The organism is Sphingomonas sp. (assembly GCF_019746665.1).
Classification (GTDB): Bacteria; Pseudomonadota; Alphaproteobacteria; order Sphingomonadales; family Sphingomonadaceae; genus Sphingomonas.
The window spans coordinates 225,957-251,732 of the sequence record NZ_JAIERS010000006.1 but is presented as its reverse complement, the minus strand read 5'-3'; the positions used below and the strand labels follow the sequence as shown (position 1 = coordinate 251,732).

The 25,776-nt window shown below is 67.5% G+C and carries 24 protein-coding genes; 11 read left to right on the top strand and 13 right to left on the bottom strand.

The genetic code is table 11. The features are described 5' to 3' along the window. Positions 1–13: 13 nt before the first annotated feature. Both K2X73_RS06225 and K2X73_RS06220 read right to left on the bottom strand, forming a co-directional pair. Positions 14–799 (bottom strand): sterol desaturase family protein, encoded by a 786-nt coding sequence (locus tag K2X73_RS06225; protein ID WP_294109276.1) that lies wholly within the window; start codon positions 797–799, stop codon positions 14–16. 205 nt (positions 800–1,004) lie between these two features. Further along, positions 1,005–2,048 (bottom strand): helix-turn-helix domain-containing protein, encoded by a 1,044-nt coding sequence (locus K2X73_RS06220; protein WP_294109275.1) that lies wholly within the window; start codon positions 2,046–2,048, stop codon positions 1,005–1,007. Between the two features lie 92 nt (positions 2,049–2,140). Here K2X73_RS06220 and K2X73_RS06215 point away from each other — a divergent pair, with 92 nt between their 5' ends. The 4 genes from K2X73_RS06215 (at position 2,141) to K2X73_RS06200 (ending at position 5,839) form a co-directional block, all read left to right on the top strand. Continuing rightward, on the top strand, positions 2,141–2,503 hold the full coding sequence (locus K2X73_RS06215; protein ID WP_294109274.1) for a cupin domain-containing protein: 363 nt from the start codon (positions 2,141–2,143) through the stop codon (positions 2,501–2,503). Then, entirely contained in the window at positions 2,500–3,642 is a 1,143-nt protein-coding gene (locus K2X73_RS06210) for an acyl-CoA dehydrogenase family protein (protein WP_294109272.1), read from the top strand. The genes K2X73_RS06215 and K2X73_RS06210 overlap by 4 nt, the downstream gene beginning before the upstream one ends. A 146-nt stretch (positions 3,643–3,788) precedes the next feature. Beyond that, positions 3,789–4,832, top strand: a complete 1,044-nt coding sequence (locus K2X73_RS06205) for an enoyl-CoA hydratase/isomerase family protein (protein WP_294109271.1) — start codon at positions 3,789–3,791, stop codon at positions 4,830–4,832. A 233-nt stretch (positions 4,833–5,065) separates the two neighbouring features. Beyond that, complete coding sequence (locus K2X73_RS06200; RefSeq protein ID WP_294109270.1) at positions 5,066–5,839, top strand: enoyl-CoA hydratase; 774 nt, start codon at positions 5,066–5,068, stop codon at positions 5,837–5,839. Between the two features lie 10 nt (positions 5,840–5,849). Here the strand turns inward: K2X73_RS06200 and uvrC are convergent, their stop codons facing one another. From uvrC to K2X73_RS06180, 4 genes are all read right to left on the bottom strand, one after another. Continuing rightward, complete coding sequence (gene uvrC, locus K2X73_RS06195) at positions 5,850–7,766, bottom strand: excinuclease ABC subunit UvrC (protein WP_294109269.1); 1,917 nt, start codon at positions 7,764–7,766, stop codon at positions 5,850–5,852. A gap of 112 nt (positions 7,767–7,878) precedes the next feature. Then, positions 7,879–8,214 (bottom strand): hypothetical protein, encoded by a 336-nt coding sequence (locus K2X73_RS06190; protein ID WP_294109268.1) that lies wholly within the window; start codon positions 8,212–8,214, stop codon positions 7,879–7,881. A 134-nt stretch (positions 8,215–8,348) separates the two neighbouring features. Beyond that, positions 8,349–9,731 carry a class II fumarate hydratase gene (gene fumC / locus K2X73_RS06185; RefSeq protein ID WP_294109267.1) on the bottom strand — a complete coding sequence of 461 codons (1,383 nt, stop codon included), beginning with the start codon at positions 9,729–9,731 and terminating at the stop codon, positions 8,349–8,351. Positions 9,732–9,827: 96 nt separating this feature from the next. Next, positions 9,828–10,301 (bottom strand): ClpXP protease specificity-enhancing factor SspB, encoded by a 474-nt coding sequence (locus K2X73_RS06180; protein ID WP_294109266.1) that lies wholly within the window; start codon positions 10,299–10,301, stop codon positions 9,828–9,830. A 74-nt stretch (positions 10,302–10,375) separates the two neighbouring features. Between K2X73_RS06180 and hisB the strand changes: the two genes are divergently transcribed. The 4 genes from hisB to hisF all read left to right on the top strand — a co-directional run bounded on the left by hisB (position 10,376) and on the right by hisF (position 13,373). Further along, a complete protein-coding gene (gene hisB, locus K2X73_RS06175) occupies positions 10,376–10,963 on the top strand; it encodes an imidazoleglycerol-phosphate dehydratase HisB (RefSeq protein WP_294109265.1) in 588 nt (195 codons plus the stop codon). After that, on the top strand, positions 10,960–11,571 hold the full coding sequence (gene hisH, locus K2X73_RS06170; RefSeq protein WP_294109262.1) for an imidazole glycerol phosphate synthase subunit HisH: 612 nt from the start codon (positions 10,960–10,962) through the stop codon (positions 11,569–11,571). The genes hisB and hisH overlap by 4 nt, the downstream gene beginning before the upstream one ends. A 145-nt stretch (positions 11,572–11,716) precedes the next feature. Continuing rightward, complete coding sequence (hisA, locus tag K2X73_RS06165) at positions 11,717–12,451, top strand: 1-(5-phosphoribosyl)-5-[(5-phosphoribosylamino)methylideneamino]imidazole-4-carboxamide isomerase (protein ID WP_294109261.1); 735 nt, start codon at positions 11,717–11,719, stop codon at positions 12,449–12,451. A gap of 142 nt (positions 12,452–12,593) precedes the next feature. Then, positions 12,594–13,373 carry an imidazole glycerol phosphate synthase subunit HisF gene (gene hisF, locus K2X73_RS06160; protein ID WP_294109260.1) on the top strand — a complete coding sequence of 260 codons (780 nt, stop codon included), beginning with the start codon at positions 12,594–12,596 and terminating at the stop codon, positions 13,371–13,373. A gap of 45 nt (positions 13,374–13,418) precedes the next feature. Here hisF and K2X73_RS06155 read toward each other — a convergent pair whose 3' ends face one another. Together K2X73_RS06155 and K2X73_RS06150 are read right to left on the bottom strand one after the other, a co-directional pair. Then, positions 13,419–14,264 carry a heparin lyase I family protein gene (locus K2X73_RS06155; protein ID WP_294109259.1) on the bottom strand — a complete coding sequence of 282 codons (846 nt, stop codon included), beginning with the start codon at positions 14,262–14,264 and terminating at the stop codon, positions 13,419–13,421. Positions 14,265–14,298: 34 nt separating this feature from the next. Beyond that, a complete protein-coding gene (locus K2X73_RS06150; RefSeq protein ID WP_294109257.1) occupies positions 14,299–16,983 on the bottom strand; it encodes a TonB-dependent receptor in 2,685 nt (894 codons plus the stop codon). Positions 16,984–17,088: 105 nt separating this feature from the next. Here K2X73_RS06150 and K2X73_RS06145 point away from each other — a divergent pair, with 105 nt between their 5' ends. The 3 genes from K2X73_RS06145 to K2X73_RS06135 are packed head-to-tail and all read left to right on the top strand — an operon-like array spanning position 17,089 to position 20,536. Beyond that, positions 17,089–17,835: an FCD domain-containing protein gene (locus K2X73_RS06145; RefSeq protein ID WP_365980395.1), complete on the top strand. Its 747-nt coding sequence runs from the start codon at positions 17,089–17,091 to the stop codon at positions 17,833–17,835. Then, complete coding sequence (locus K2X73_RS06140) at positions 17,832–19,586, top strand: hypothetical protein (protein WP_294109255.1); 1,755 nt, start codon at positions 17,832–17,834, stop codon at positions 19,584–19,586. The genes K2X73_RS06145 and K2X73_RS06140 overlap by 4 nt, the downstream gene beginning before the upstream one ends. Then, positions 19,586–20,536 carry an ROK family protein gene (locus tag K2X73_RS06135; RefSeq protein WP_294109254.1) on the top strand — a complete coding sequence of 317 codons (951 nt, stop codon included), beginning with the start codon at positions 19,586–19,588 and terminating at the stop codon, positions 20,534–20,536. Before K2X73_RS06140 ends, K2X73_RS06135 begins: the two co-directional genes overlap by 1 nt. On the opposite strand, the gene K2X73_RS06130 is transcribed toward K2X73_RS06135, so the two are convergent. From K2X73_RS06130 to K2X73_RS06110, 5 genes are read right to left on the bottom strand one after another with little or no spacing between them, the layout of a single operon-like run. Then, a complete protein-coding gene (locus tag K2X73_RS06130) occupies positions 20,503–21,510 on the bottom strand; it encodes a sugar kinase (protein WP_294109253.1) in 1,008 nt (335 codons plus the stop codon). The genes K2X73_RS06135 and K2X73_RS06130 overlap by 34 nt on opposite strands. Next, positions 21,507–22,262, bottom strand: coding sequence for a 2-dehydro-3-deoxy-D-gluconate 5-dehydrogenase KduD (kduD, locus tag K2X73_RS06125; protein WP_294109252.1), 756 nt, complete (start codon positions 22,260–22,262; stop codon positions 21,507–21,509). The genes K2X73_RS06130 and kduD overlap by 4 nt, the downstream gene beginning before the upstream one ends. Beyond that, on the bottom strand, positions 22,262–23,101 hold the full coding sequence (gene kduI, locus K2X73_RS06120) for a 5-dehydro-4-deoxy-D-glucuronate isomerase (protein ID WP_294109251.1): 840 nt from the start codon (positions 23,099–23,101) through the stop codon (positions 22,262–22,264). Before kduI ends, kduD begins: the two co-directional genes overlap by 1 nt. Next, positions 23,101–24,582 carry an MFS transporter gene (locus K2X73_RS06115; protein WP_294109250.1) on the bottom strand — a complete coding sequence of 494 codons (1,482 nt, stop codon included), beginning with the start codon at positions 24,580–24,582 and terminating at the stop codon, positions 23,101–23,103. Before K2X73_RS06115 ends, kduI begins: the two co-directional genes overlap by 1 nt. Further along, complete coding sequence (locus K2X73_RS06110) at positions 24,579–25,703, bottom strand: glycoside hydrolase family 88 protein (protein ID WP_294109248.1); 1,125 nt, start codon at positions 25,701–25,703, stop codon at positions 24,579–24,581. Before K2X73_RS06110 ends, K2X73_RS06115 begins: the two co-directional genes overlap by 4 nt. Between the last annotated feature and the right edge of the window lie 73 nt (positions 25,704–25,776).

Below are 25,776 nucleotides of genomic sequence, written 5' to 3'. Positions count from 1 at the left end.
CGAGCCTGCGCCCCTACGCCGCCACCACCGCCGCGTCGCGCTGGCGGCGGACCACGCCCTCGAACTTTTCATGGTAGCGCGGGTGCTCGGTGCCCATCAGCCGGTCCCACCAGGTGAAATAGAGGCCGAAATTATAGCGGCCCTCGGTGTGGTGGAGGTCGTGATGGGTGGTCGTCGTCAGCCAGCCGGTCCAGCGCGAGCGGGTGAAGCCCGGCCAGGCGAGCTCGAACCCCGAATGGCCGATCGCGTTGCGCGCGATCTGGTGGCCGAGGAAGATGAACACCGACCAGGGCTGGATCGGCGCCACCCAGCTGATCGCGAGAAACATGATCGGGATATAGATGCTCTCCGCCACCGCCTCGCCGGGGGCGAAGCTGTACGCGGCCCAGCTCGTCGGCGTGCGGCTGCGGTGATGCGCGGCATGGGTCGCGCGGAATAGCATCCGGTGGTGCAGCGTGCGGTGCATCCAATAGAACCACGCATCGTGCAGCACCACCATCACCACGATCTGCGCGACGAGGATCGGCAGATCGGGCGCGCCGCGGTTGATCGGGATCAGCCCGGCGCGGATCAGCGCGAAAGTGAGCAGATTGACGACCGCGAACACGCAAATCGTCTCCACCGACTGGCGGAATTCGCGCAGTCGGTCTTCGCGGGTCGCGCGTCGCGCCTGAATGCGGCGATGCTCGATGACGCCCCGCACCAGCCAATAGAGCAGCGCGACCCCGGCGGCGCCCACCAGATAGCGGGTGAATTCGATCTCGACGCTGTGCAGCAGGCGTTGGGGGATCAGGAGCAACCAGTCAGGCAAGCGAATCTCCGTCCTTTACCGCCGTCGCCCCAGCCTCGCGCCGGGGTCCCGCTGCCTTGCGACCGAAGGATAAGCGGAACCCGGGGTCAAGCCCGGGGTGACGACCGTTGGGCCATGTCTGCGATGGCACTACCCATATCGGGCCTGGGTCGTCCGCGCGGCGGCGCAAAAGCGCGCGCATTTTCGAAATCGATCAGCTTTTTTCAGCGAAGGCGGCGCGGCGGAAGTCGCTCGGCGCCTGTCCCGTCGCCTCGCGAAAGGCGCGGTTGAACGGGGCGAGGCTACCATAACCCAGGTCCATCGCGATGGTGAGAACGGGCAGCGCCACCCGCTCGGGATCGGCGAGCCAGCCCTTGGCCTCGGCGATTCGCGCCTCATTCAGGAAAGCGGAGAAGTTGCGATAGCCGAGCCGCTGGTTGATGAGCGCGCGCAGCCGGTGCTCGGGCGCTCCCAGCCGCTCGGCGAGCGCGCCGATGCTGAGGCCCGCCTCGCGATACACCCCCGCCGCCATCGCCGCGTCGAGCTTGGCCTTCAGTACCGATTCGGCGGGGCTGAGCGCGGGCTCGGGGGGCGGCGGCGGGGCGGCGGGATCGAACAGCAATTCTGGGTCGCTTTGCAGCAGCGCGCCGGCCGTCGCGAGCACCGCCACGAAGATCACCAAAGTCTGCGGCAGCGTCGCCAGCACGTCGCGGTGGCGGAAACCGAAGATCATCTCGACCACCAGCACCATCAGCGCGCCGAGCCCGACGACGATCACGAACCCCACGCGCAGCCGGCGGCGCTTCTCGATCAGATCATCGCCGCGTTCGCGCACCGCGATCGTCAGCGCGTGGAGCACCAGCAAGAGCGAGACGCCGCGCTGGACCAGCGCGGTCCAGAAGCGGGCATCCGGCGCATCGACCAGCCCGAAGCTTGCCCAGGTGACGAGCGTCACCACCGCGCCCCCGATCAGCACCCGGGCATCGACCCGCCGCTCGAACAGCAGATGCGCGAACAGCCACAGGATCAGCGGCGTCGCTTGCGCGGCGAGCTGCACCACCGCCCAGAACGGCCCGCGCAGCCGCAGGAAAATCGGCGTCGCGAGCGTCAGATAGCTGCTCACCCCCAACAGCAGCGCGACCGTCGCCGCACGGATCGGGCGGGGGGCGGCGCCGCGCCCGATCACCAGCGCGATCAGCAGCAATTGTCCGATCGCGAACAGACGCAGCGCGGTATCGATCAGGAGCAGGCGATTCATGCGGGTGCATTATGACGACCACACACGCCCGCGTCGAGCGCTGGCAACGGCGTGGCCCGCACGCTAACAGCGTGGCGACAAGGAGAGGCGCCATGGACATGAACGTGATCCTCAAACGGTTCGATGCCCCCGATGAGGTGCGCGTGTTCAGCAAAGGGCGCTTCGAGCTGGTGACCCTGGGCGGGATGACGATTGGCCGCGCTACCTATCAGCCGGGCTGGCGCTGGTCGGTCGATGTCGGCGCGGCGAGCGGCGCGGCCTCGTGCCATGTCGAACATGTCGGCATGGTCGTCTCGGGCTGCGCGACCGCCGCGATGGACGATGGCCGCGTGATCGAGATGCGCGCCGGCGACATCTTCTACGTGCCGCCCGGGCATGACAGTTGGGTGGTCGGCGACGAACCCTATGTCTCGCTTCACTTCCTCGGCGCGACGGACTACGCGGCCAAGCCATGAGCCAGTTCGACCTGACCGACGATCAGCGCGAGATCCAGGAGCTCGCGCGCCGCTTCACCGCCGATCGCATCACCCCGTTCGCGGGCGAGTGGGACGAGAAGCACATTTTCCCCCGCGAGACGATCAAGGCGGCCGCCGAATTGGGCTTCGGCGCGATCTATGTGTCCGAGGAATCGGGCGGGATCGCGCTCGGCCGGCTGGAGGCGGCGCTGATCATGGAGGCGATGGCCTATGGCTGCCCCTCGACCAGCGCGTTCATCAGCATCCACAACATGGCCGCGTGGATGATCGACCGCTTCGGTTCGGAGGCGGTGAAGGCCAAATATCTGCCCCAGCTCGTCGGGATGGACTGGATCGCGAGCTATTGCCTCACCGAACCCGGCTCGGGCTCCGACGCGGCCGCGCTCAAGACGCGCGCGGTGCGGGATGGCGATCATTATGTCGTGACGGGCACCAAGCAGTTCATCTCGGGCGCGGGCGAGAATGAACTGTATCTGGTGATGGTCCGCACCGGCGAAGAAGGCCCGCGCGGCATTTCGTGCCTCGCCATCGAGCGCGACACGCCCGGCGTGTCGTTCGGCGCGAACGAGAAGAAGCTCGGCTGGCATTCACAGCCGACGCGGCAGGTGATTTTGGAAGAGGTGCGCGTGCCGGTCGAGAACCGGATCGGCGGCGAGGGCGAGGGCTTCCGCATCGCGATGATGGGCCTTGATGGCGGGCGGCTGAATATCGGCGCCTGCTCGCTGGGCGGGGCGCAGCGCTGCCTTGACGAGGCGATTGGCTATACCCGCGACCGGAAAGCGTTCGGCCAGGCGGTGAGCGATTTCCAGAACACCCAGTTCATGCTCGCCGACATGGCGACCGAGCTGGAGGCGGCGCGGGCGCTGCTCTATCTGGCGGCGGCCAAGGTGACGGCGAACAGCCCGGACAAGACGCGCTTTGCCGCGATGGCCAAGCGGCTCGCGACCGATACCGGATCGAGCGTGGTCGATCGCGCGCTGCAATTGCATGGCGGCTATGGCTATCTGCAGGATTACCCGATCGAACGCTTCTGGCGCGACCTGCGGGTGCATTCGATCCTGGAGGGGACCAACCAGATCATGCGGATGATCGTGGGCCGCGAGCTCACACGGCAGTAGTTTATCCGCACACAAAGACACGAAGACACAAAGAAAATTAGAAAGCCGCGCAGCGGCTTTATCTGAAATTGAAATAGGTCGCCGTCTACGGCTTCTTCCTTTGTGTCTTCGTGTCTTTGTGCGAGAAAAAATTCAAAGGAGCGCCGATGACCAACGACGTCATCATCACCACCGAAGGCAAGGTCGCCCGCCTCCGCCTCAACCGCCCGCAGGCGCTGCACGCGCTCAACACGGCGATGTGCGCGGCGATGCTCGAAGCGCTGCAGCGCTGGGAAGCCGATCCCGCGATCGAGGCGGTGATGATCGATCACGCTGAAGGACGCGGCTTTTGCGCGGGCGGCGACATTCGGATGCTCGCCGCCTCGGGCGCGCAAGGGGGCGATGAGGCGCGCGGCTTCTTCCGCACCGAGTACCAGCTCAACCACAAGCTTTTCACTTACGCGAAGCCCATCGTCGCGTTCATGGACGGGATCACCATGGGCGGCGGCGTGGGCATCAGCCAGCCGGCGCGCTTCCGCGTCGCGACCGAGAATACCCGCTTCGCCATGCCCGAAAGCGGCATCGGCCTGTTTCCCGATGTCGGCGGCGGCTGGTATCTGGCGCGGCTGCCGGGGCGGACGGGGCAGTATCTGGCGCTGACCGGCGCGCGGCTTAACGGGCATGATTGTCTCAACCTCGGGCTGGCAACACACGCCATCGCGGCCGACGAACTCGATATCGTCAAAGAGCTGTTGATCCGTTACCCTCGCGACATCGAAACGACGCTCAGTGACAAAAACACGCTGCTACCGCGCGGCACGCTTTTCGACCATTTGGAAGCGATCGATCGGCTTTTCGCGTCCGATCACTTGGAAGACGTACTCGCCGCGCTCGATACCGATGGCGGCGACTGGGCGGCGCAACAGCGCGCGACGCTCGCGACCAAATCGCCGCAGGCGATGAAAGTCGCGCTACGGCAGTTGAAAGAGGGAGCGACGATGCCCGATTTCGCCGCCGAGATGCGCCAGGAATTCGCCATTGCTGCGCGCGTCGTGGTGCTCCCCGATTTTCAGGAAGGCGTGCGCGCGGTGATTATCGACAAGGATAACGCGCCCAAATGGAACCCGGCCAGCCCCGGGGGCGTGACCGGGGCGATGCTCGACGCAATCTTCGCGCCGCTGCCCGAGGGGGAGGCGTGGACGCCGGCGTAAAACGATTCCTGCCCCACACCGTCGCCCCGGCCCCCGAGCCGGGGCTTGGCTGCCTTTGCGGCGGCAGAGGAAGAAGCCTAGCCCCGGATCAAGTCCGGGGCGACGATAGGTTGGGATCAAACCCGAAGGGTTTCTTTGCCTGAGCCGTCATGCCGGACTTGTTCCGGCATCCACAGTCGCGCAAAGGCTTGGCGCATCAGGACCGGGCGCCCGCCCGCCACGGAGAGCAGCAAATGTCGTTCGAAACCATCCTCGTCGAACCCAGGGGCGCGGTGACGCTTGTCACGCTCAACCGGCCCAAGGCGCTGAACGCGCTCAACAGCCAGGTGCTCGCCGAGCTGATCGCCGCCTTCGCCGCTTATGATGCCGATCCGGCCCAGCGCTGCCTGGTGCTCACCGGCTCGGAGAAAGCCTTTGCGGCGGGCGCGGACATCAAGGAGATGCAGGCACAGGGCTTTGCCGACATGTATGGCAGCAATTTCTTCGCCGGCTGGGAGAAAGTGACCGCGACGCGCAAGCCCTGGCTTGCCGCCGTCGCCGGCTATGCGCTGGGCGGCGGGTGCGAAGTGGCGATGATGGCCGATTTCATCATCGCCGCCGATACGGCCAAATTCGGCCAGCCCGAGATCAAGCTCGGCGTCTCGCCCGGCATGGGCGGCTCGCAGCGGCTGACGCGCGCGATCGGCAAGGCCAAGGCGATGGAAATGTGCCTGACGGGGCGGATGATGGACGCCGAGGAGGCCGAACGTTCGGGCCTCGTCGCGCGCGTGGTTCCGGCGGGCGATTTGCTGGCGGAAGCGCTGAAAACCGCCGAGACGATCGCCGCCATGCCCCCGCTCGCCGCGATCGCGAACAAGGAAATGGTCAACGCCGCGTTCGAGACGCAACTTGCCCAAGGCATCCTGTTCGAGCGCCGGCTGTTCCACGGCCTGTTCGGCACCGAGGACCAGAAGGAAGGAATGGCCGCCTTCGTCGACAAGCGCCCGGGGAACTGGACCGGACGCTGACCAGCCGCCGCTAGCGGCTGTGGTAGAAGTCGTACACCGTTTGCGCCACCGCCGCGCTCACCCCCGGCGCCTTGCGTAGGTCTTCCAGGCTGGCGCCACGCACCGCGCGGGCGGTGCCGAAGTGCATCAGCAGCGCCTTCTTCCGCGCCGGGCCGATGCCGGGCACCTCGTCGAGCGGGCTCGCGCCCATCGCCTTGGCGCGCTTCTCGCGGTGCGCGCCGATCGCGAAGCGGTGCGCCTCGTCGCGCAGCCGCTGGAGATAGAAAAGCACCGGCGCGTTGACCGGCAGCTGGAACTCGCGCCCGTCCATCAGGTGGAACACCTCGCGCCCCTCGCGGCCATGATGCGGCCCCTTGGCGACGCCGACCAGGCAGACATCCTCGACGCCAATCTCCTCCAGCGCCGCGCGCACCGCGTTGAGCTGGCCGCGCCCGCCATCGATCAGCACCAGATCGGGCCAGTCACCGCGATCGGGGTCTTCATCCTGCGCGCGGGCGAAGCGGCGCTGGAACATCTCGCGCATCATGCCGTAATCATCGCCCGCGATCGTCTCGGCGCGCTTCATGTTGAACTTGCGGTACTGGCCCTTGCGGAACCCCTCCGGCCCGGCGACGACCATCGCGCCGAGCGCGCCCGTGCCCTGGATATGGCTGTTGTCGTAGATTTCGATGCGCTGGGGCGGCTCGGCGAGGTCGAACAGCTCGGCCACTTCGCGCAGCAGCTTGGCCTGGGTGGTCGATTCGGCCAGCCGCCGCTCCAGCGCTTCCTCGGCGTTGCGCTTGGCCTGGTCGAGCAGCCGCCGCCGCGCGCCGCGCTGGGGGACGCTCAGCTCCACCTTGCGCCCCGCCTGGCTGCTCAGCATCTCCTCGAGCAACGCGCCCTCGCCCAGGTCGCGATCGACCATCACCTGGCGCGCGGGCGGCACTTCCTCATAGAATTGGGTGAGGAAGCTCATCAGCACTTCCTCCTCGGGCACTTCGGCGGTGTGGGTGGGGAAGAAGCTGCGATGCCCCCAATTCTGCCCGCCACGGATGAAGAAGGCCTGGATGCCGATCACCCCGTCCTTGCAGGCGAGCGCGAAAATGTCGGCGTCGCCCACCCCGTCGGCGTTGATCGCCTGGCTGCCCTGGATGAAAGTGAGCGCGCGCAGCCGATCGCGCAGGATCGCGGCGAGTTCGAAGTCCATCGCCTCCGCCGCCGCCTGCATCTGCGCGCCGAGCTTGGCCTGCACCTGGGTCGATTTGCCAGCGAGGAAGTCCTTCGCGTCGCTCACCAGCTCGGCATAGGCGGCTTCGTCGATCCGCCCGACGCACGGCGCCGAGCAGCGCTTGATCTGGTAGAGCAGGCAGGGCCGGTCGCGGCGGCTGAAGAACCCGTCCGAGCAGCTGCGCAGCAGGAACAGCTTCTGCAGCGCGTTGAGCGTGGTGTTGACCGCGCCCGCACTCGCGAAGGGGCCGTAATAATTGCCTTTGATCTTGCGCGCGCCGCGATGCTTCTGGATGCGCGGAAAGTCGTGATCGGCGCGCAGCAGGATGAACGGGAAGCTTTTGTCGTCGCGCAGCAGCACGTTGTACGCCGGGCGGTAGCGCTTGATCAGCTGCGCTTCGAGCAGCAGCGCCTCGGCCTCGTTATTGGTGGTGACGATCGTCATCGATCGCGTCAGCGCGACCATCCGCTGGAGCCGCTTCGGCAGACGATCGACCTGGGTGTAGTTGGTCACGCGGTTCTTCAGCGCGCGCGCTTTCCCCACATACAGCACGTCGCCGCGCGCATCGTGCATCCGATAGACACCCGGCCGCGCGGGCAGCGTTTGCAGCACGTTGCGGATCGCCGCCACCCCCGCCTCCAGATCGGGCGCGTCGGCGCCGCGCACGGCATAGGTCGCGCGTTCCTCGTTGAAGCGATCGGGGCCGGCGGGGCTGGTCATCAGCGGCGAGGTAGGCCGGGCGACGGGGGGAGGCAAGGACGCGCCGTCGGGCAAGCGCGGCCCGTCCGGTCGTTCATTCCCCCAGGCGATGCCGGACGAAACGCCGCGCCGCTTATTTGATCGCGGCGAGCGCCTCGCCGATCTTCTTCAGCAGTTCGTCGCTCAGCTGCCCATTGGAGAGCGGCTGGACCTGGTTGAAGCTCATTGCCTTGATCTGGTCGTAGAAAGGGTTGGCGGTGATGTCGGTCTGCAGCACCTGATCGAGCGCCGCCTTGGCCTTGGGGTTGGCGACCAGCGTTTCGATCGGGGTGTCAAGCGTCAGAGCGCCGGCGGTCGCGGGCGCCGCCGCGTCGCCGCTGGCAGGGGCGGGCGCCGGCGCGGGCGCTTGCTGGGCCAGGGCGGGCGCGGCGGAAAGCGAAAACAACGCGGCGCAAACGATCAGCTTCATGCGATACCTCGGGGGCTAGGCGGGACTCGCGCCCTTTTGCGCGATCCGTTTCGATGGCGCAACCGGGGCGACGCGGTCGGCGCGCGGCGGCGGGCACCGCGCAAGGTGCCTTCGGCGCATTTCCGAAATCACGCCTAGACCATCATCTCCGGCCGGACGAGGCGATCGAAGGTCGCGGCGTCGACCAGCCCCAGCGCCAGCCCCGCCTCGCGCAGCGTCAGCCCTTCGGCATGGGCGTGCTTGGCGATCTTCGCGGCATTGTCATAGCCGATCTCGGGCGCAAGCGCGGTGACCAGCATCAGCGAGCGATCGACCAGCTCGGCGATCCGCCGCCGATCGGGCTCGATGCCTTCGACGCAGCGCTCGGCGAAGCTTGCCATCCCGACGCTCAGCAGATCGACCGAGCGTAGCACCGCCGCGCCAATCATCGGCTTGAACACGTTGAGTTCCAGATGCCCCTGCAGGCCGCCGATCATCACCGCCTGATGATTGCCGATCACCTGCGCGGCGACCATCGTCAGCATCTCGCACTGGGTGGGGTTCACCTTGCCGGGCATGATCGAGCTGCCGGGCTCATTTTCCGGCAGATGCAGCTCGCCAATCCCCGAGCGCGGGCCGGAGCCGAGCAGGCGGATGTCGTTGGCGATCTTGGTGAGCGACACGGCGAGCGTGTTGAGCGTGCCCGAGAGGTGAACGAGCGGATCGTTCGACGCGAGCGCCTCGAACTTGTTGCTGGCCGCGGCGAAGCTCAAGCCAGTGATCGCGGCGATCTCCGCTGCGATCGCGCAATCGAAGCCGGGCGGTGCGTTGAGCCCTGTGCCGACGGCCGTGCCACCCTGCGCCAAAGCAAGCATTTCCCCGGCGGCCTCGGCTATGCGGCCATGCGCGTTCGCGACTTGCGTCACGTAGCCGCTGAACTCTTGCCCGAGCGTGAGTGGCGTCGCGTCCTGCAGATGAGTGCGGCCAATCTTGACGATGTCCTTCCACTGGGTGGACTTCTCCGTCAGCTCGTAGATCAGTCGGGCAGAGGCAAGTTTCAGCTTTCGCTCCACGGCCAGCGCGCAGGCGATATGCAGCGCGGTCGGGAAACTGTCGTTCGACGACTGGCTCTTGTTCACATGATCGTTCGGGTGGACCGGGCTCTTGCCGCCGCGCGTGCCGGTGAGCAGTTCGTTGGCGCGCCCCGCGATCACCTCGTTCACGTTCATGTTGGTCTGGGTGCCGCTGCCCGTCTGCCAGATGACGAGCGGGAAATGATCGTCCAGCTTGCCCGCCGCCACCTCCCGTGCCGCCGCCTCGATCGCGTCGGCGAGTTCGCCCGACAGGCCATGCGCCCGGTTCACCCGCGCGGCCGCCTGCTTCACGATCGCGAGCGCGTGGACGATGCCGATCGGCATCCGCTCGGTGGCGCCGAAGGGGAAATTCTCGATCGAGCGCTGCGTCTGCGCGCCCCAATAGGCGGTGGCGGGAACGTCGATGGGGCCGAACGAATCGGTTTCGGTGCGGGTTTCGATCATCGGCTTGGTCTCCTGGCCCCGTCGCGGGCGTAAATCCCGCGCCGGCTGGTGGTTCGCATTGCCGACACAACCGGCGCGCGGCGCGCGCCTTGCTCCCTATTTCTTCCGCTTGAAGTCGACCGACACGACGTTTGATCCCTCGCGCGGGGGCTGGTCGTTTTCGGCGGCGTCGTGGGGTTCGGGTTCGTCGGGGCCTTCCTGGGCCTGGAAGCGCAGCTCGAAATTTACCGCGGGATCGTGGAAGCCGGTGATCGCCGAATAAGGAATGTTGAGCTTCGCCGGCACCTGGTTGAAGCTGAGCCCGACCGAAAAGCGCCCCTCGTCCACCCGCAAATCCCAGAAACGGTTCTGCAGCACGATCGTCATTTCATCCGGGAAACGCTCGATCAGCCGTTGCGGAATGTCGACCCCGGGAGCCTGGGTCTTGAAGGTGATATAGAAATGATGCTCGCCCGGCAGCGTGCCGTTCGCCGCCACGACCGAGCCGAGAACCCGGCCGACCACCGCGCGCAGGGCTTCCTGCACGATCTCGTCATAGGGAATCAGGCTGTCGGGCAGATGCTCGCTCATGCTGGCAGGGTTAGCGCGTGGCGGCGCCGGGTCAAGATTGCGCGTCGCGGCGTACACGTTATGGAGAGCGCGCGATGCGTACCGCCCACCTCACCCGCAACACCGCCGAGACCCGGATCGAGGTCGAGCTCAACCTCGACGGCACTGGCCGTTACCAGATCGCGACCGGGATCGGCTTTCTCGATCACATGATCGAGCAGTTATCGCGCCACGCGCTGATCGACATCACCCTGACGGTGCAGGGCGACCTGCACATCGATCAGCACCATACAACCGAGGATTCGGCGCTCGCGCTCGGCGGCGCGCTCGCCCAGGCGCTCGGCGACAAGGCCGGCATCCGCCGTTATGGCGACGCGCTCTCGCCGATGGACGAGGTGTTGACCCGCGTCGCGCTCGACATTTCGGGGCGCCCCTATCTCGTCTGGAAGACCGAATTCAGCCAGCCGCGCCTGGGCGAGATGGATACCGAGCTGTTCAAGCACTGGTTCCACAGCTTCGCGCAAACCGCCGGCATCACGCTCCATGTCGAGACGCTCTACGGCGAGAACAACCACCACATCATCGAAAGTGCCTATAAGGGCCTCGCCCGCGCGCTGCGCCAGGCGATCGAGATCGATCCGCGCAAGGGCGGCGCCGTGCCCTCGACCAAAGGCGTGCTGTGAGCGGCGCGGTCGCACTGATCGATTATGGCGCGGGCAACCTCCACTCGGTCCACAACGCGCTGAAGGCGGCGGGGGCCGGTGACGTGCGCGTCACGGCCGATGCAGAGGAAGTCGCGCGCGCCGAACGGGTCGTGCTGCCGGGCGTCGGCGCGTTCGGCGCCTGCGCGAGCGCCTTGCGCGCGGTGCCGGGGATGATCGAGGCGCTGAACGGCCGGGTGATCGGCGGCGGCGCCCCGTTCCTCGGGATTTGCGTGGGGATGCAACTGATGGCGACGCGCGGCCTGGAATTCGGCGAGCATCCGGGGCTCGGCTGGATCGCGGGCGATGTCGCGTTGATGGCTCCCGCCGATCCGGCGGCGAAGGTGCCGCATATGGGCTGGAACGATGTTGTTCCCGCTGGCGCCCACCCGCTGATCGAGCCGGGCGAGGCCTATTTCCTCCACAGCTACGCCTTCACGGGCGGCGACGTGCTCGCGACGAGCGCGCATGGCGGGCCGGTGGTCGCCGCGATCGGACGCGACAATCTGCTGGGGGTGCAGTTCCACCCCGAAAAGAGCCAGCGTTACGGGCTGGCGCTGCTCGAAAGGTTCCTCGCATGGCGGCCGTGACGCGATCCTCCCTAGCGCAGCTGGGGAGGGGGACCAGCTGCGAAGCAGATGGTGGAGGGGTCGCGCCCCCTGCCAACCAGGAAAGCCCCTCCCCCACCGGCTTCGCCGGCGGTCCCCCTCCCCAAGCAAGCTTGGGGAGGTTGTGATGTCCCTCATCATCTTCCCCGCGATCGACCTGAAGGGCGGCCAGGTCGTCCGCCTCGCCGAGGGCGACATGGCGCGCGCGACGGTCTATGCCGACGATCCCGCCGCCCAGGCCCAAGCCTTCGCCGAGGCCGGCGCCGGGCATCTCCATGTCGTCGATCTCGACGGCGCCTTCGCCGGCGGCTCGGTGAATGGCGACGCGGTGCGGGCGATCGTCGCCGCCTTTCCCGGCCATGTCCAGCTGGGCGGCGGCATTCGGAACCGCGCCGCGATCGAGCGCTGGTTCGACGCGGGCGTCTCGCGCGTGGTGATCGGCACCGCCGCGCTGGAAGACCCCGAACTGGTGCGCGGCGCCGCGCGCGACTTTCCCGGCGGCATCGTCGTCGCGGTGGACGCGAAGGACGGGATGGTCGCGACGCGCGGCTGGGCCGATGTGTCGAGCGTCGGCGTCGTCGATCTCGCCCGCCGGTTCGAGGATGCGGGGGTGGCGGCGTTGCTGTTCACCGATGTCGGTCGCGACGGACTGCTGAGGGGGGTGAACCTGGAGGCGACGGTCGATCTGGCGCGCGCGGTGCGAATTCCGGTGATCGCGAGCGGCGGGGTGAAAGGCATCGCCGACATTCACATGCTCGCGCTGCACGCCCGCGACGGGATCGAGGGCGTGATTTGCGGGCGCGCGCTGTATGATGGCCGGCTCGATCTGGCGGCGGCGCTGAGCGTGGCGGGGGCGGCGTGAGGGCGCGCGCGACCATAAGCCCTCTCCCGCCCGCGGGAGAGGGTTTGGGTGAGGGCATGGACCGGGCGTTCGGCGCTCGCGCCTCGTCCGCTCACCCGACCCCGCCACGCGCGGCCACCCTCCACCCCAAGGGGGAGAGGATATGAGCGTCCGCGCCCGCGTCATTCCTTGTCTGGACGTGGCGAATGGTCGCGTCGTGAAGGGCGTGAACTTCGTCGATCTGCGCGATGCGGGCGATCCGGTCGAGCAGGCGCGCGCCTATGACGCGGCCGGGGCGGACGAGCTGTGCTTCCTCGACATCACCGCCAGCCACGAGGCGCGCGGCACGATCCTGGAAGTCGTGCGGCGCACCGCTGAAGTCTGCTTCATGCCGCTGACGGTGGGCGGTGGCGTCCGGTCGGCGAGCGATGCACGCGCGCTGCTGCTCGCGGGCGCGGACAAGGTCGCGGTGAACTCGGCCGCCGTCGCCCGGCCCGAGCTGGTGGCCGAAATCGCCGATCGGTTCGGCAGCCAATGCTGCGTCGCCTCGGTCGACGCGCGGCAGGTCGCGCCGAGTCGCTGGGAAGTATTCACCCATGGCGGGCGCAAGGCGACCGGGGTCGACGCGGTCGCCCATGCGCTACGGCTCGCCGAGCTCGGCGCGGGCGAGCTGCTCGTCACCTCGATGGACCGTGACGGGACGCGCGGGGGCTATGACCTCGCCCTCACCCGCACCATCGCCAGCCAGGTGCGCGTGCCGGTGATCGCCTCGGGCGGGGTGGGCGGGCTCGACGATCTGGTCGCGGGGGTGGTCGAAGGCGGGGCCAGCGCGGTGCTCGCCGCCTCGATCTTCCACTTTGGCGAGGCGAGCATCGCCCAGGCCCATGCCGCGCTCGCCGCCGCCGGGGTGCCGGTCCGGCGGCCGCTCGGCCCCACGCGATAGGTCGCTGGTTTCGCGTGGGGCCAGGTCAGGCCCGCGACTCCGCGCCTAGCCCGGGTTTACGTCGGCATAGGTGACGCCAAACCGCACCTGATCGAAGAACGCCTTGGCGCGCTTGTTCTGGCGCGGCCGATAGAGGCCGAAGAACAGATCGAACCTCGGGTTGGATCGGTACGTGCTGCCGGCATAAGGGAAATCGACATTGGGGTTGTAGCCGTAAATCCCGTTCTGATCGACATATTGGGTGCCGTTCAGCCAGAGCTTCACATTGCCCGTCCCGAGCGCCGAAGAATAGCTCATCCGCGTGCACACGACGAAGCGATACCAGGCGCCGACGCTCATCCCACCTTCGGCGAGCGACACCGCGGCGGTCGGACCGCGCCCGGTCTGGTCATTGCGGTAAACCAGCTCCCAGCTCAGCGATCCCGCCTTGACGCGCAGCTCCAGCGGCGGGGAGAAGGGTGAGCCCTGCCACCACTGGAACAGTTGCACCGCCTGGTCGGGTGTTTGGAAATTGGTCTCTAGACGAACGGCGAACCCGGTGCAGCGATCCTGCAGGAAGTCCAGCGCGTTGGTCTCGCTGCCCGAGATCACCCGGTACTGGGCCTTGTCCGTGGTCGATCCGTCGGCGGCGGTGCCGCTCGTCGGCAGCATGTCGAAGCCGACGCTGTGCCCGCCGTTCCAGGCAACGGTCGGGCTGATCCACACCTGGGAATAATCGCCCTTGGTGATGAACTTGAACGTCCGTCCATTCTCACTGAGGTCGTGCGTGGTGGCGTCGATCGACGCCGCCTCCGCCGTTACGGTGCGATAGGTTTGGGCGACGCAGGGCGCCGCGAGGACGTTGGCGGCCACGAGCGCGGCCACCATTGGAATCGATCGAACGACTGCCATCGCACCTTCTCCTCTTCAATGTTTCAAGTTACGATCAAAATCTCCCGCGTACGCCGATCCGGATTTGCCGGTCACTAATCTCGTAGCTATTCACCGCGTTATAGACCTCGTTGTAGTTGCGGCGTCCCGAGTCCTTCCAGAACAGGTTCGTAACCGAGGCGTAGAAGGTCAGCGCGTTGCTCGCCTTCACGCTGATCGATGCATCGACTTGATCGTCAGCCTCGAACCAGTTGGGCCGCAGCGTCCCGGTTCGTGCTGTGACGCCCGCGATCGCGGTGCCGACGGGCGCGCTGGTCGTGGTGAACCCGCTCGCGTTGCGGCTGCGCCAGTTATAGGCGATGCGCGCGGTGAACGGCCCCTTCTCGTAATAAACGATTGCGTTGTACGTGCTCTTCGACAGGCCGAGCACCGGCTGCCCATCCGATGACGAGGTGTCGAGCAACGTCGCGTTGAGCTGCGTCCCCAGCCCCGACAGCAGCCCGGGCAGGAACGTGAAGGCCTGCTGGTAATTGAGTTCGACGCCGGTGACGGTCGCGGCCCCCAGATTGATCGGGATCGACCGCTGCAACGGGCCAAAGCTCTCGAACCCCGGGATCACCTCCAGCACCGTCGTGCGCGCGACCTGATCCTTGATGTCCTTGAAGAAAAATGTCGCCGAGGCGATGCCGCCGCCGGGGATGTAATATTCGATCGCGGCGTCGACCTGGTTGGCGGTGGTCGGGCGCAGCCCCGCGTTGCCGCCCGTCGCGGTGCCCAGCGGCGCGTTGACCGACAGGCGCGGCGCGAGATCCTGAAGCCTGGCGCGCGACATCACCCGCGATGCCGCGAGGCGGATCACGAGATCCCGCGCGACCGAGAACTTGATGTTGGCGCTCGGCAGGAACTCGTCGTAATTGTTGACGTCGGTGCGCGGCACCTCGCGGACGGTCGACGTCCCCGCCACGGTCAGCGCGCTGGTGGTGTCGACGCTGAAGTTGGTCCGCGCCCAGCGCAACCCGACATTGCCCGAGAAGCCGAGCCCCAGGATCTCGCCCTTCAGATTGAGGCGGCCATAAAAAGCGTAGGTCTTCTCGACGATGTAATAGCTGTTGACCGGGCGCGGCCGGGTCGGCCGGAAGTTGGACAGCAGCAGCGAGCTATCGCCAGTGCCGTCCGCATAGACGTTAGGCACGATGAAGACGGTTGGGTAAGTACCGTTCGCGCCCGGATAGCCGGGATTGTTCGACGGGATGAAAAACGCGTCCGGCAAGGTCGCGATATTGGGATTGGTGAAGCCCAGCTTCGCCTGATAATCGGTGAAGCTCGACGTGAGCCGGGAATAGCGGCCACCAAACTGCACCGATTCAAGCCAGCCGCCGACGCGGTAGCTATTGTCCATCCGGACCGCGGTTTCGCGGGTCCGCACGACCGTGTCGTTCGCGGCGCTATTGGTTCGATTGGGAAATGACGATCGCAAGGTGGGATTGAAAGTGGTGGGCAGCGTCAAGGTCGGGACGTCACCTGTCCGATAGTCGTAGTTGACGACCAACCCGTTCGACGCGACTTCGAGAAAATCCTGGCGAAATGTGTAATCGCCGATGGACTCGCCCGCATCGACCTTGAAGGTCCAGCGCCCCGGCTTCCATTCCACCCCGCCGCCAGCGACGATCGATGTCGTCGGCTCGTTGCGCTCGACGCCACCGACGCGGACGCGCTGGTTGGTCAGCGTCCCCGCGACGACATAATTGCCCTCGGTCACGCCGTTGCTGAGCGTGGGCGCGGCGGCGCCGGTATCCGTGGTCTGGATCGCCAGATATTCGATGTGCCGCTGCGTTTCGAGACTGGTGTAGAGCGCGTCGCCGTAGAAGGTCAGGTTGTCGGCGGGGCGGAACTGCACGGTGCCACCAGCCCCGAAGCGCTTGCGACGGATGTTGTAGAATTCGGCGCGCGCCACCTGCGGCACGAAATCATATTGGCCGTCGCCATTGTAATCGCGCAGCAGGCCGGTCGACGTGCCCGTGTTCCAGATGCCACGAATGAACTGCGACGAGCCGATCTCGCGATCGGAATAGGCGATGTTCGCCGCGATGCCGAACATCCGGCCAAGCTTCGCCGCGGCAAAGCCAGCGAGGCTGTAACCATCTGGGTTCCGCGCCAAGGTGGTGTTGGTGTATTCGGCGGCATAGCCGAAGGTGGGTTTCTTGAAATCGAACGGGCGGGGCGTCGTCATGCTGATGAACCCGCCGAGCCCGCCTTCGATCTGGTCGGCGGTCGGGGTCTTGTAGACCGACAGCTTGCTGAACAAAGTCGAGGATTGCTGCTCGAGGCCGGTCGAGCGACCGGACGGGTCCGAACCCGTCGGGCCGACCGAAATGCCCAGGTTCGAGCGCCCGTTGAGTTCGACGCGGACGTTCGACAAGCCGCGAATGCTGACCTGGGCGCCTTCGCCAAAGTTGCGATCAAGCTGCACGCCGGGCACGCGCTGCAGGCTTTCCGCGACATTGGCGTCCGGCAGCTTGTTGACGTCCTCGGCGACGACCGAGTCGACGATCTGGTCGGCATTGCGCTTGTCGTCGATCGCGCTCTTGATGGCCGCGCGCGTGCCGGTGACGATGATGTCCGATTGCGCGCCCGCGCCCTCGGCATTGCCGGCCTGTGGTCGCGCCTGGGCGTTGGCGGCGCTCGTGCCGAGGATCAGCGCGCCGATGGCAGCCGATGTGAGCGCGGCGACTTTAATCATGGGGCTCTCCCTACATCCTGCCTTTTTTCGGCAGTTCGCCACCTGGGTAAAAATTTCGGTGTCCCCTGTCCAGTCATTTCATATGGTCATCATACCAATTTCTGGATGACGAGCGCGTGCGCAGGCGCTAGTTGGCGTTTCGGGAGAGCAGGCCCAATGTCGAATGCGCCGTTATCGCACAGGCTGGAACGGTTATTGATCGAGCAGCTGGATCAAGGCGTCTGGTCGCCTGGCGACCGCTTGCCGACCCTTCACCAGATCGCCGCGACCTTCGGGTGCAGCGCCGGCGTGGTGCGGGAGGCGATCGCGCGCCTGATCGCCGCCGGGCGTATCGAAATCCGGCACGGCCTGGGCACCTTCGTGCGCGCCCAGGGAATCAGCTTTGCCCTGCCGCAAGATCAGCGTGCCGAGGCCGACATCGCGGACATGATGGAACTGCGGCTGGCGGTCGAGGTCGAAATGGCCGGCCTCGCCGCCGAGCGTCGTTCGGCGGCCGACATCGCCCATCTGCGCCACTGGCTCGCGATGATCGATGCAGCGGCGACCGCGCGCGACGGGGTGGCGGCCGCCGCCGCCGATCGCTCGCTGCACGCGGCGATCGCGATCGCCTCGGCCAATCCCTATTTCGAGCGCTTCCTGGCGCTTCTCGGCGAACTTGCCGTTCCGCCCATGGCGGCGCAGGAGGGCGAAGCGTGGTCGCGGGAGGCCAAGGCATTGGCCGCGGAGCACCTCGCGATCGTCGAGGCGATCGCCCGGGGGGATCGTGAAGCTGCGCGATCGGCGACGCGGCGCCATTTGCGTCGCGGGGCACGAGCGAGGCCCGCCGCGCTTTTTACAGGGACGCTGCAATGAGCAAGGAACGGGGTACGCCCACCCGGCGCGACGTGGTCGCTAGTGGCCTGACGGCGGGAGGTCTGGCGCTCGCGATGCCCGTTTGGGCCGCCGATGCCGTGCCCGACGTCGTCGGCAAAGGGCGACGGTGGGACGCCGATGTCGGACTGGTCGGCGAACCTTCGGCGGGGCCGGGCTATTCAACGACGATGGTGCGCGGAACCTGGGTCCACGCCACGCGCGCCAATCTCGATTATGCGCTGCGCCTGCTCGATACGGGCGATGCCGGCGCGCGCGCCCGCGCCGAGAGCGTGATCGCCAAGGTCATCGCGCTGCAGGACGTCGATCCCGCCAGCCTGACCTTCGGCGTCTGGCCCTATTATCTCGAAGAGCCGCTGGCGAAGATGGCGCCGCCCGATCTCAATTGGGCCGATTTCAACGGCGCGCGGCTGACGACGGCGGTGAACCGCCATGCCGACCGCCTGTCCCCAGACATCAAGCGCCAGATCGCGGTCGCCACGGGTCGCGCCGCCCGCGCCATCGTGAAGCGTAATGTCGGCCCCAGCTATACCAACATCGCGGCGATGGGGGGGCGGGTGGCGCTGATCGCGGGCGAATTGCTCGATGCGCCGGACCTGATCGCCTATGGCCGGGAGCGGCTGCAACGCCTGCTCGATCACACGCGCGAGCAGGGTTCTTTCAACGAGTATAACAGCCCAACCTACACGATCGTCGCGCTCGAGGAGTTCGACTCGGTTCTCAGCTACGCGAGGGACGCGGCCGCCCGCGATGCGGCCGAGGCGCTGCGCCAGATCGCCTGGCAGGTGATCGCGAGCCATTGGCACCCCGGCACGGTGCAATGGGCAGGCCCCCATGCGCGGGGCTACCATGACCGCACCCCGAATGAGGCGCTCGACGCGATTTCGGCCCGGATCGGGCGGGCGCTGCGTCCCGGCGCCCCGAACGGCATCGCGCCGCGCGAGGCGATGCTACCCTGCCCCGAAGCGCTGCTACCGCGCTTCGCGGCCTTGGCCGGCGCCGAATCCGAGGTGCGGCAGCGGTTCATCCGGGCGGCGGACGACACGGCGTCGGTCTATGGCACAACCTGGCTCTCCCGCGAGGCTTGCCTGGGAAGCGCGAGCGCCGAAGGGTTCTGGGTGCAGCGCCACCCGCTCATCGGCTATTGGCAGGGGCCGGCCGCACCCGCCGTGCTGAGGGTGCGTTGCTTGAAGGACGGGCGCGACTTTGCGTCGTTCGGCATGGTCGCGACCCAAAAAGGACCGCGCGTGCTGCTGAGCGCGCACCCGATCGCGGGATCGGGCGATTGGCACATTTCGATCGATCGCTCCCCCGACGGCACGTTCAAAGGGCAGGAGTTGCGGCTGCGCGTCGTGCTCTCGGTCGCCGGCGCGCGGGCGCAGGCGCTCGGCCCCTATGCGGTGCGGCTGTCGGCGTTCGGCTGGCAGGCGGTGGTGCATATGGGGCCGGTGTTGTGGGATGGCGCAACCGACAAGGGCGCCTGGCGCGTCTCGAGCGGCAAGGACGAGGTCTATCTCGACTATGTCGTTCCCCTTGGCGGCACGATCGCGCCGACCAGGCTCGGACCCACCTCGATCCCGCTCGCGATCGAGCTGCTGCCGGCGGCGGCCGCGCCGTCGACCGCCGCCGTGCTCGTCGGTCGGCCGGTTGGCGGACGCCGCAAGGTCAGCTGGGGCGGACTCGATCTGGTCGCCCCGGTCGCGGCGCCGCCCGTTCAGGAGCGGATTTCCTGATGCGCCTGGGCGGGATCGACGCCGGCGGCACGACCTTCAAGCTGATGATCGGCACCGGCCCCGATCTGATCGAGGACGAACATCGGGTGCCGACGACCCGTCCGGCGGAAACATTGGCCGCGGTGGCGGCCTGGTTCGCCGCGCGCGGCCCGATCGACACCATCGGGATCGGCAGCTTCGGCCCCGTCGTCAGCGATCGATCGAGCGCCGACCATGGCCGCCTGCTCATCACCCCCAAGCCCGGCTGGTCCCATGTCGATCTGGTGACGCCCCTCCGCGACGCCCTGAACGTGCCGATCACCATCGAGTCCGATGTTGTCGCTGCGGCGATGGCCGAGCAGACGTGGGGCGCCGCGCGCGGTTGCCGCGCCACCGCTTATGTGACGATCGGCACGGGCGTTGGGGTCGGGATGCTGGTGGACGGACAGCCTGCCCACGGGCTGATGCAAGCCGAGGGCGGCCATATCTTCGTGCCGATCGCCCCCGTCGATCGCGCCTTCGCCGGAACGTGCCCGCATCACGGCGCCTGTCTGGAAGGGCTGGTATCGGCGGCGGCGATCCGCGCGCGATGGCAATGTGGGGCGGAACAGCTTGCCGACGATCACGACGCGTGGCGCGTGCTCGGCCACTATGTCGGCCACCTGGCGCATCTGTGCGTGCTGTTGGCCGGGGTGGACCGTGTGGTGCTGGGCGGCGGCATCGGCACGCGCGAGATCCTGGCCCATCGTGCCCGTCAGACGATGGGCGACCTGATCGGAACCTACACCTCGGTCACCGCCGCGCGTGGCGGCCCTACGGGGATCATTACGCCCGCCGCGCTGGGCACCCGTTCCGGCGCGCTCGGCGCCCTGCTGCTCGCCCGCGACGCGCTGGAGCAGCGACGCGGGATGCGCGTCGCGGCCGAAGCCAGCGTCGGCTATCGGCGGACGTCGAGCCCGCCCGCGAGATAGGCGTCGAGATCGGGCTGGCGGAACAACCCCGCGTCGCCGGGCAGCGAATGTTTCAGCACGGCGAGCGCCAGCCCGTCACGCGCGGCCCCGGCGATGTCGCCGCCCGAGCGCAGACGATGGAGCACGCCTGCCGCGAACGCATCGCCGCCGCCGATCCGGTCGACAATGCCCGTGACCACCACGTCTTCGGTCTGGACGGCGCCGTCGCGGGTGTCGATCCGCGCGGAAAGGCGGTGGCGATCGACGCTTTCGACATGCCGCGCGGTCGAGGCGATCAGCTGCAAGCGGGGAAAAGCCGCGAAGGTCGCCTCGGCCGCCGCTCGCCGCCGCGCCGCGCCATCACCCGCAAATGCCTGGTCGAGCAGCAGGGCGATATCGCGGTGGGTGCCGAACAGGATCGTCGCGTGCTCGACCAACCCGCGCAGGATCGTGCGCGGGTTGCCGTCCCACCGCTCCCACAGCTTCGCGCGGTAGTTGCCGTCGAACGAAATGGCGATGCCGCGTGCACGCGCCGCGCGGACCGCCGCCAGCGCGCTCGCGGCCGGAACCGGCCCCAGCGCGGGCGTGATGCCCGAAAGATGCAGGTGGTCGACACCGGCGAGCAGCGTCTCCCAATCCCACGCCGCCGCCGGGGTCTCGGCGAAGGCGCTGTGGGCGCGGTCATAAATCACCTCGGTCGCGCGCATTCCGGCGCCCGAGGTGACGAAGTACAGCCCCATCCGGTCGCCCCGCAGCGCGATGCCGCTGGTGTCGATGCCGTGGCCGCGCAAGGTGGCGATCGCCGCGCGGCCAAGGTCATTGTCGGGCACCGCGCTCGCGAAGCCAACGTCGTGCCCCAACCGCGAGAGCTGGGTCGCGACATTGGCCTCGGCGCCCGCCACCCAGACGTCGAGCTTGGGCGTCTGCAACAGCAGCTCGCGCCCCGGCGGCGACAGGCGGAGCATGATTTCGCCAAAGGCGAGCAGCCGGCTCATCGCGCGAGCCAGCCGCCATCGACCGCGAGGATGTGCCCCTGCACGTAATCGGCGGCCGACGAGGCAAGGAACACCGCCGCGCCGCCGAGATCGCTGGCGGCGCCCCAGCGGCCAGCGGGGATGCGCTCCAGGATTGCCCGATTGCGCGCCTCGTCGGCCTGGAGCGCCGCCGTATTGTTGGTCGCGATATAGCCCGGCGCGATCGCGTTGACGTTGACGCCCTGCCCCGCCCATTCATTGGCGAGCAGCTTGGTGAGCCCGCCAATCCCCGATTTGGACGCCGTATAGCTCGGCACCCGGATGCCGCCCTGGAAGGTGAGCATCGAGGCGATGTTGATGATCTTGCCCGCCCTTTGCGCGATCATATGGCGGCCGGCGGCCTGGCAGAGGAAGAACACGCTTTTCAAATTGGTATCGACCACCGCGTCCCAATCGGCCTCGGTGAAGTCCACCGCATCGGCGCGGCGGATGATGCCGGCATTGTTGACGAGAATGTCGAGCCTGCCCAGCCGCGCGATCGTTTCCTGAACCACCCGGCCGACCGGCTCGATGGTCGACAGGTCAGCGCTGATGATCGCGGCCCGGCCGCCGAGGTCGCGAATCCGCGCCGCCGTCTCCTCGGCGGGCGTGCGGCCGACACAGGCGATATCGGCGCCCGCCTCGGCAAGCGCGACGGCGATCGCCTGGCCGATGCCGGTGTTGGCGCCGGTGACGATCGCGGCCTTGCCGCTCAGATCGAACGGGTTCCGCATCAGGCCAGCTGGCAGATGTCGAGCACCGCCATGTCGGTATAATCCTGGTTCTCGCCCGCCATCGCCCAGATGAAGGCATAAGCGCGGGTGCCCGATCCCATGTGGATCGACCAGGGCGGACTGATCACCGCTTCCTCGTTGGCCATCACGATGTGCCGCATCGCCTCGCCCGCGCCCATGTAATGGAACACGCGGTCGTTGGGATTAGGCAGATCGAAGTAGAAGTAAATCTCGCTGCGGCGCTCATGGATGTGCGGCGGCATCGTGTTCCACACGCTGCCGGGCTTCAGCACCGTCAGCCCCATAACCAGTTGCGCTGAATCGCACACGCCGGGGATGACGAGCTGGTAGATGGTACGCTCGTTCGATTCCTCCCGGCTGCCGCGTTCGAGCGCATTGGCGTCGGCGATCGACAGCTTGCGGGTGGCGAAGGTTTTGTGCGCCGGGCAGGAGGCGAGATAGAAGCGCGCGCCCGCGCCCGAAAACACCACCTCCTTCGCCCCCATCGTGACGTAGAGGCAATCCTTGCTCGCCAGCGTGAAGGCTTCGCCGTCCACCGTCACCGCGCCGTCCCCCGCGCCGACATTGACGATCGCCAGCTCGCGCCGTTCGAGAAACGGATGCCCGGCGGCCGAGGGCGGCTCGGCCTGCGCCGGCAGCGCCACCGGCGCGTCCGCCACCGCGACCCCGCCGATCACGAAGCGATCGGCATGGGTGTAGTACAGCACGCATTCGCCCGGCCGGAACAGATGCTGGATCAGATAGCGGTCGCGCAGCTCGTCGTTCGACACGCATTCCATCATGTCGGGATGGGTGGCGTAATAGCTTCGTTCGAACATCAGCGTCTCTCCGCTTGAAGGGGTCGAAGGTCGAGTTGGCCCGCCCAGAGCCGGTCGTTGCCGACGCCGGTCAGCCCGCTGATCACCGGGGCCACATCGTCGGCGGGCGGGCGGCGATCGCCGCCGCGCAGCCGGGCGATCTCGTCCATCAGCACCGCATGGCTGGCGGGGCCGAGGATGAACCGGCGCGATACCAGCATCCCCAGCAGCATCGACACGACCGGCACGACCACCAGCGCGAGCATGATCGCGGTCCGCGCGCTCGCCGGTTGCGCGGTCGCCTGCGGGACGAAGCCGAACGCATCGAGCAACAGCCCAACCAGCGCGATCGCGGCGGCACCCACCGCCTTGCGTACCATCGTCATCACCCCCGCGAACACGCCTTCGCGGCGGCGCGTGGTGACGATCTCGTCGACATCGGCGATGTAGTTATAGCTGTGCCACGGGACGTAGACGATGCCCCCACGCCCGAACCCTGCGACGACGACCACTGGCAGCAACGCGGCGAGCGGCGCGATCGGCATCGGCACCAAAACCACCACCGTCATCAGCAGCAAGCCCGCGATCGACGCCGATGCCGCCAGCTGAAAGGCGCGGGCCGGCCCGATCCGCGTGGTCAGCCAGGTGAACACGATCACCGAAGCAAACTGCGCCGCTGTCATCACCCCCAGCAGCAGTGATGCCTGCGCGACGCTGCCCCCCACCACGAACACGATGAAGTAGGTGAAGGTCGCCGCCGCCACGTCGTTCGCGGTGAAGCCGCCGAGATAAACCCCCAGATGCTGCCGGAAGGCGCGGATGCGAAAGGTCGATCCGGCATTGCGCAGCAGGTCGCCGAGCCCAAGCCGCGGCGGCGGCGCGGTGCGCTCGCGCTCCCAGGTGAACAGATAGGTCACCAGCACCGAGGCGATGAAGATCGCGGAGAAGATCGCGCCCATCAGGAAGAAAGTGTGCGCGGTCGCCGCCGCCTTGCCGCCGGTGATCCAGGCCGGCAGGATGCTCGACAGGAAGACCGCGGCCTGGCCGGTGAGGATCCGCGCGCCGGCAAGTCGCGCGCGCACGCGATAATCGTCGGTCATTTCCGCCGCCAGCGTCTCATAGGGGATGAGCACGCTTGCGTAGAGCACTTCGAAGAACAGATAGGTGGCGAGATAGTAGAGAAAGCTCTGCCCGCTCACCCACATCAGCGCGAAGCACGGCATCAGCGGCAGCGACAGCAGCAGGAACGCCCGCCGCCGCCCGAACCGCCGCCCGATCCACGTCGCGCCGATCACATCGGACCAATGACCGATGACGGTGCCGCTCACCGCGTCGAGAATGCGCGCGATGCCGAAGATCGCCGTCGCCTGCAGCGCGGTGAGCCCGCAGAAGCTGGTGTAGAAGAACAGCACCCAGCTGTTGATCACCGCCATCGCGCCCGAGCCGAACATGTCGGCGGCGCCATAAGCGACATAGGTCGACGGGCCGATGCGGCGCGTCATGCGGCGCGCAATCCCTCGTCGAGCGCGAGGATCGCCATTGCCTGTCCATAGGGCATGGTGGTGAGCGGAACCCGCGCATATTCCTCGCGAGTCGCGAAAATGGGGGTGCCGAACGAGACATTGCCAAGCGCGCCGGTGACCGGATCGATATTGGCGACCACCGCGTCGAGCGCCCGCGCGCCGCATGGGGCATAGCTTGGATCGAGCAGGCCGAGCCGGACCCCCTTCAGGATGCCATAGGCGAAGCCCGCCGTCGCGGAGGCTTCGCCATAGCTGTCCGGATCATCGAGCAGGGTCGGCCACAGCCCGTCATCGCGCTGGCACGCCGCGAGCGCCGCCACCTGGGCGCGCAGCGTTTCGATCAGGAACGCGCCAACCGCGCCATCGCGGGGCAGATCGATCAGTTCAATCAGATCGGGGATCGCCATCGTCACCCAGCTGTTGCCACGTGCCCATAACGCCGCCGACAGATGATCGCGTGTGACGAATGACCAGCCGTGGAACCACAGGCCGGTGGCACGATCGGCGAGATATTTGGTGTGGACGAGGAATTGCCGCACCGCTTCCTCGACATAATCTGGGCGGTTTAGCAGCAGCCCGGCGCGCGCCAGCGGCAACGCGGTCATCATCAAGCTGTCGTCCCACAGCTGGCCTTCGTTGCGATGATCGACGACAATATGCTGGAACCCACCCTCGGTGGTACGGGGCAGATCGTTCATCACCCACGCCGCCCAGTCGGCGGCGAGCGCCCGCAGGGCGGCATCGCCATCCGCGGCCGCCAGGTGAGCGAGCGCATAGACCGGCGCCACCGTGTTGATCGTGCGCGGCGGCGGCGGCTCGGCGAGCCGCGCGCCGAACCACGACCGGACAAGATCGAGCGTGTTCGCGTCGCCGGTCCGCTCATGGGTCCGCACCAGCCCATAGAGCCCGACCCCCTGAGTCCAGTCCCAAACGTCCCAGCTCTTGATGTCGTATCGCCGACCATCGACGATACCGACCAGGAACGCGCTGTCTTCGTCACGAATGCCGATCAGCGCGCCGATCAGCCGATCGAGCAACGCCTGCAACGCGGCATGATCGTGCCGGGCGGGGTTGGAACCCGTCGCTTGTATGGACGCCACAGTCACTCTCCCAACGCCGCCCATCGTTATCGGGCAAATGCCGCCCTGTCCACTGCTGATAATGTCATCATAC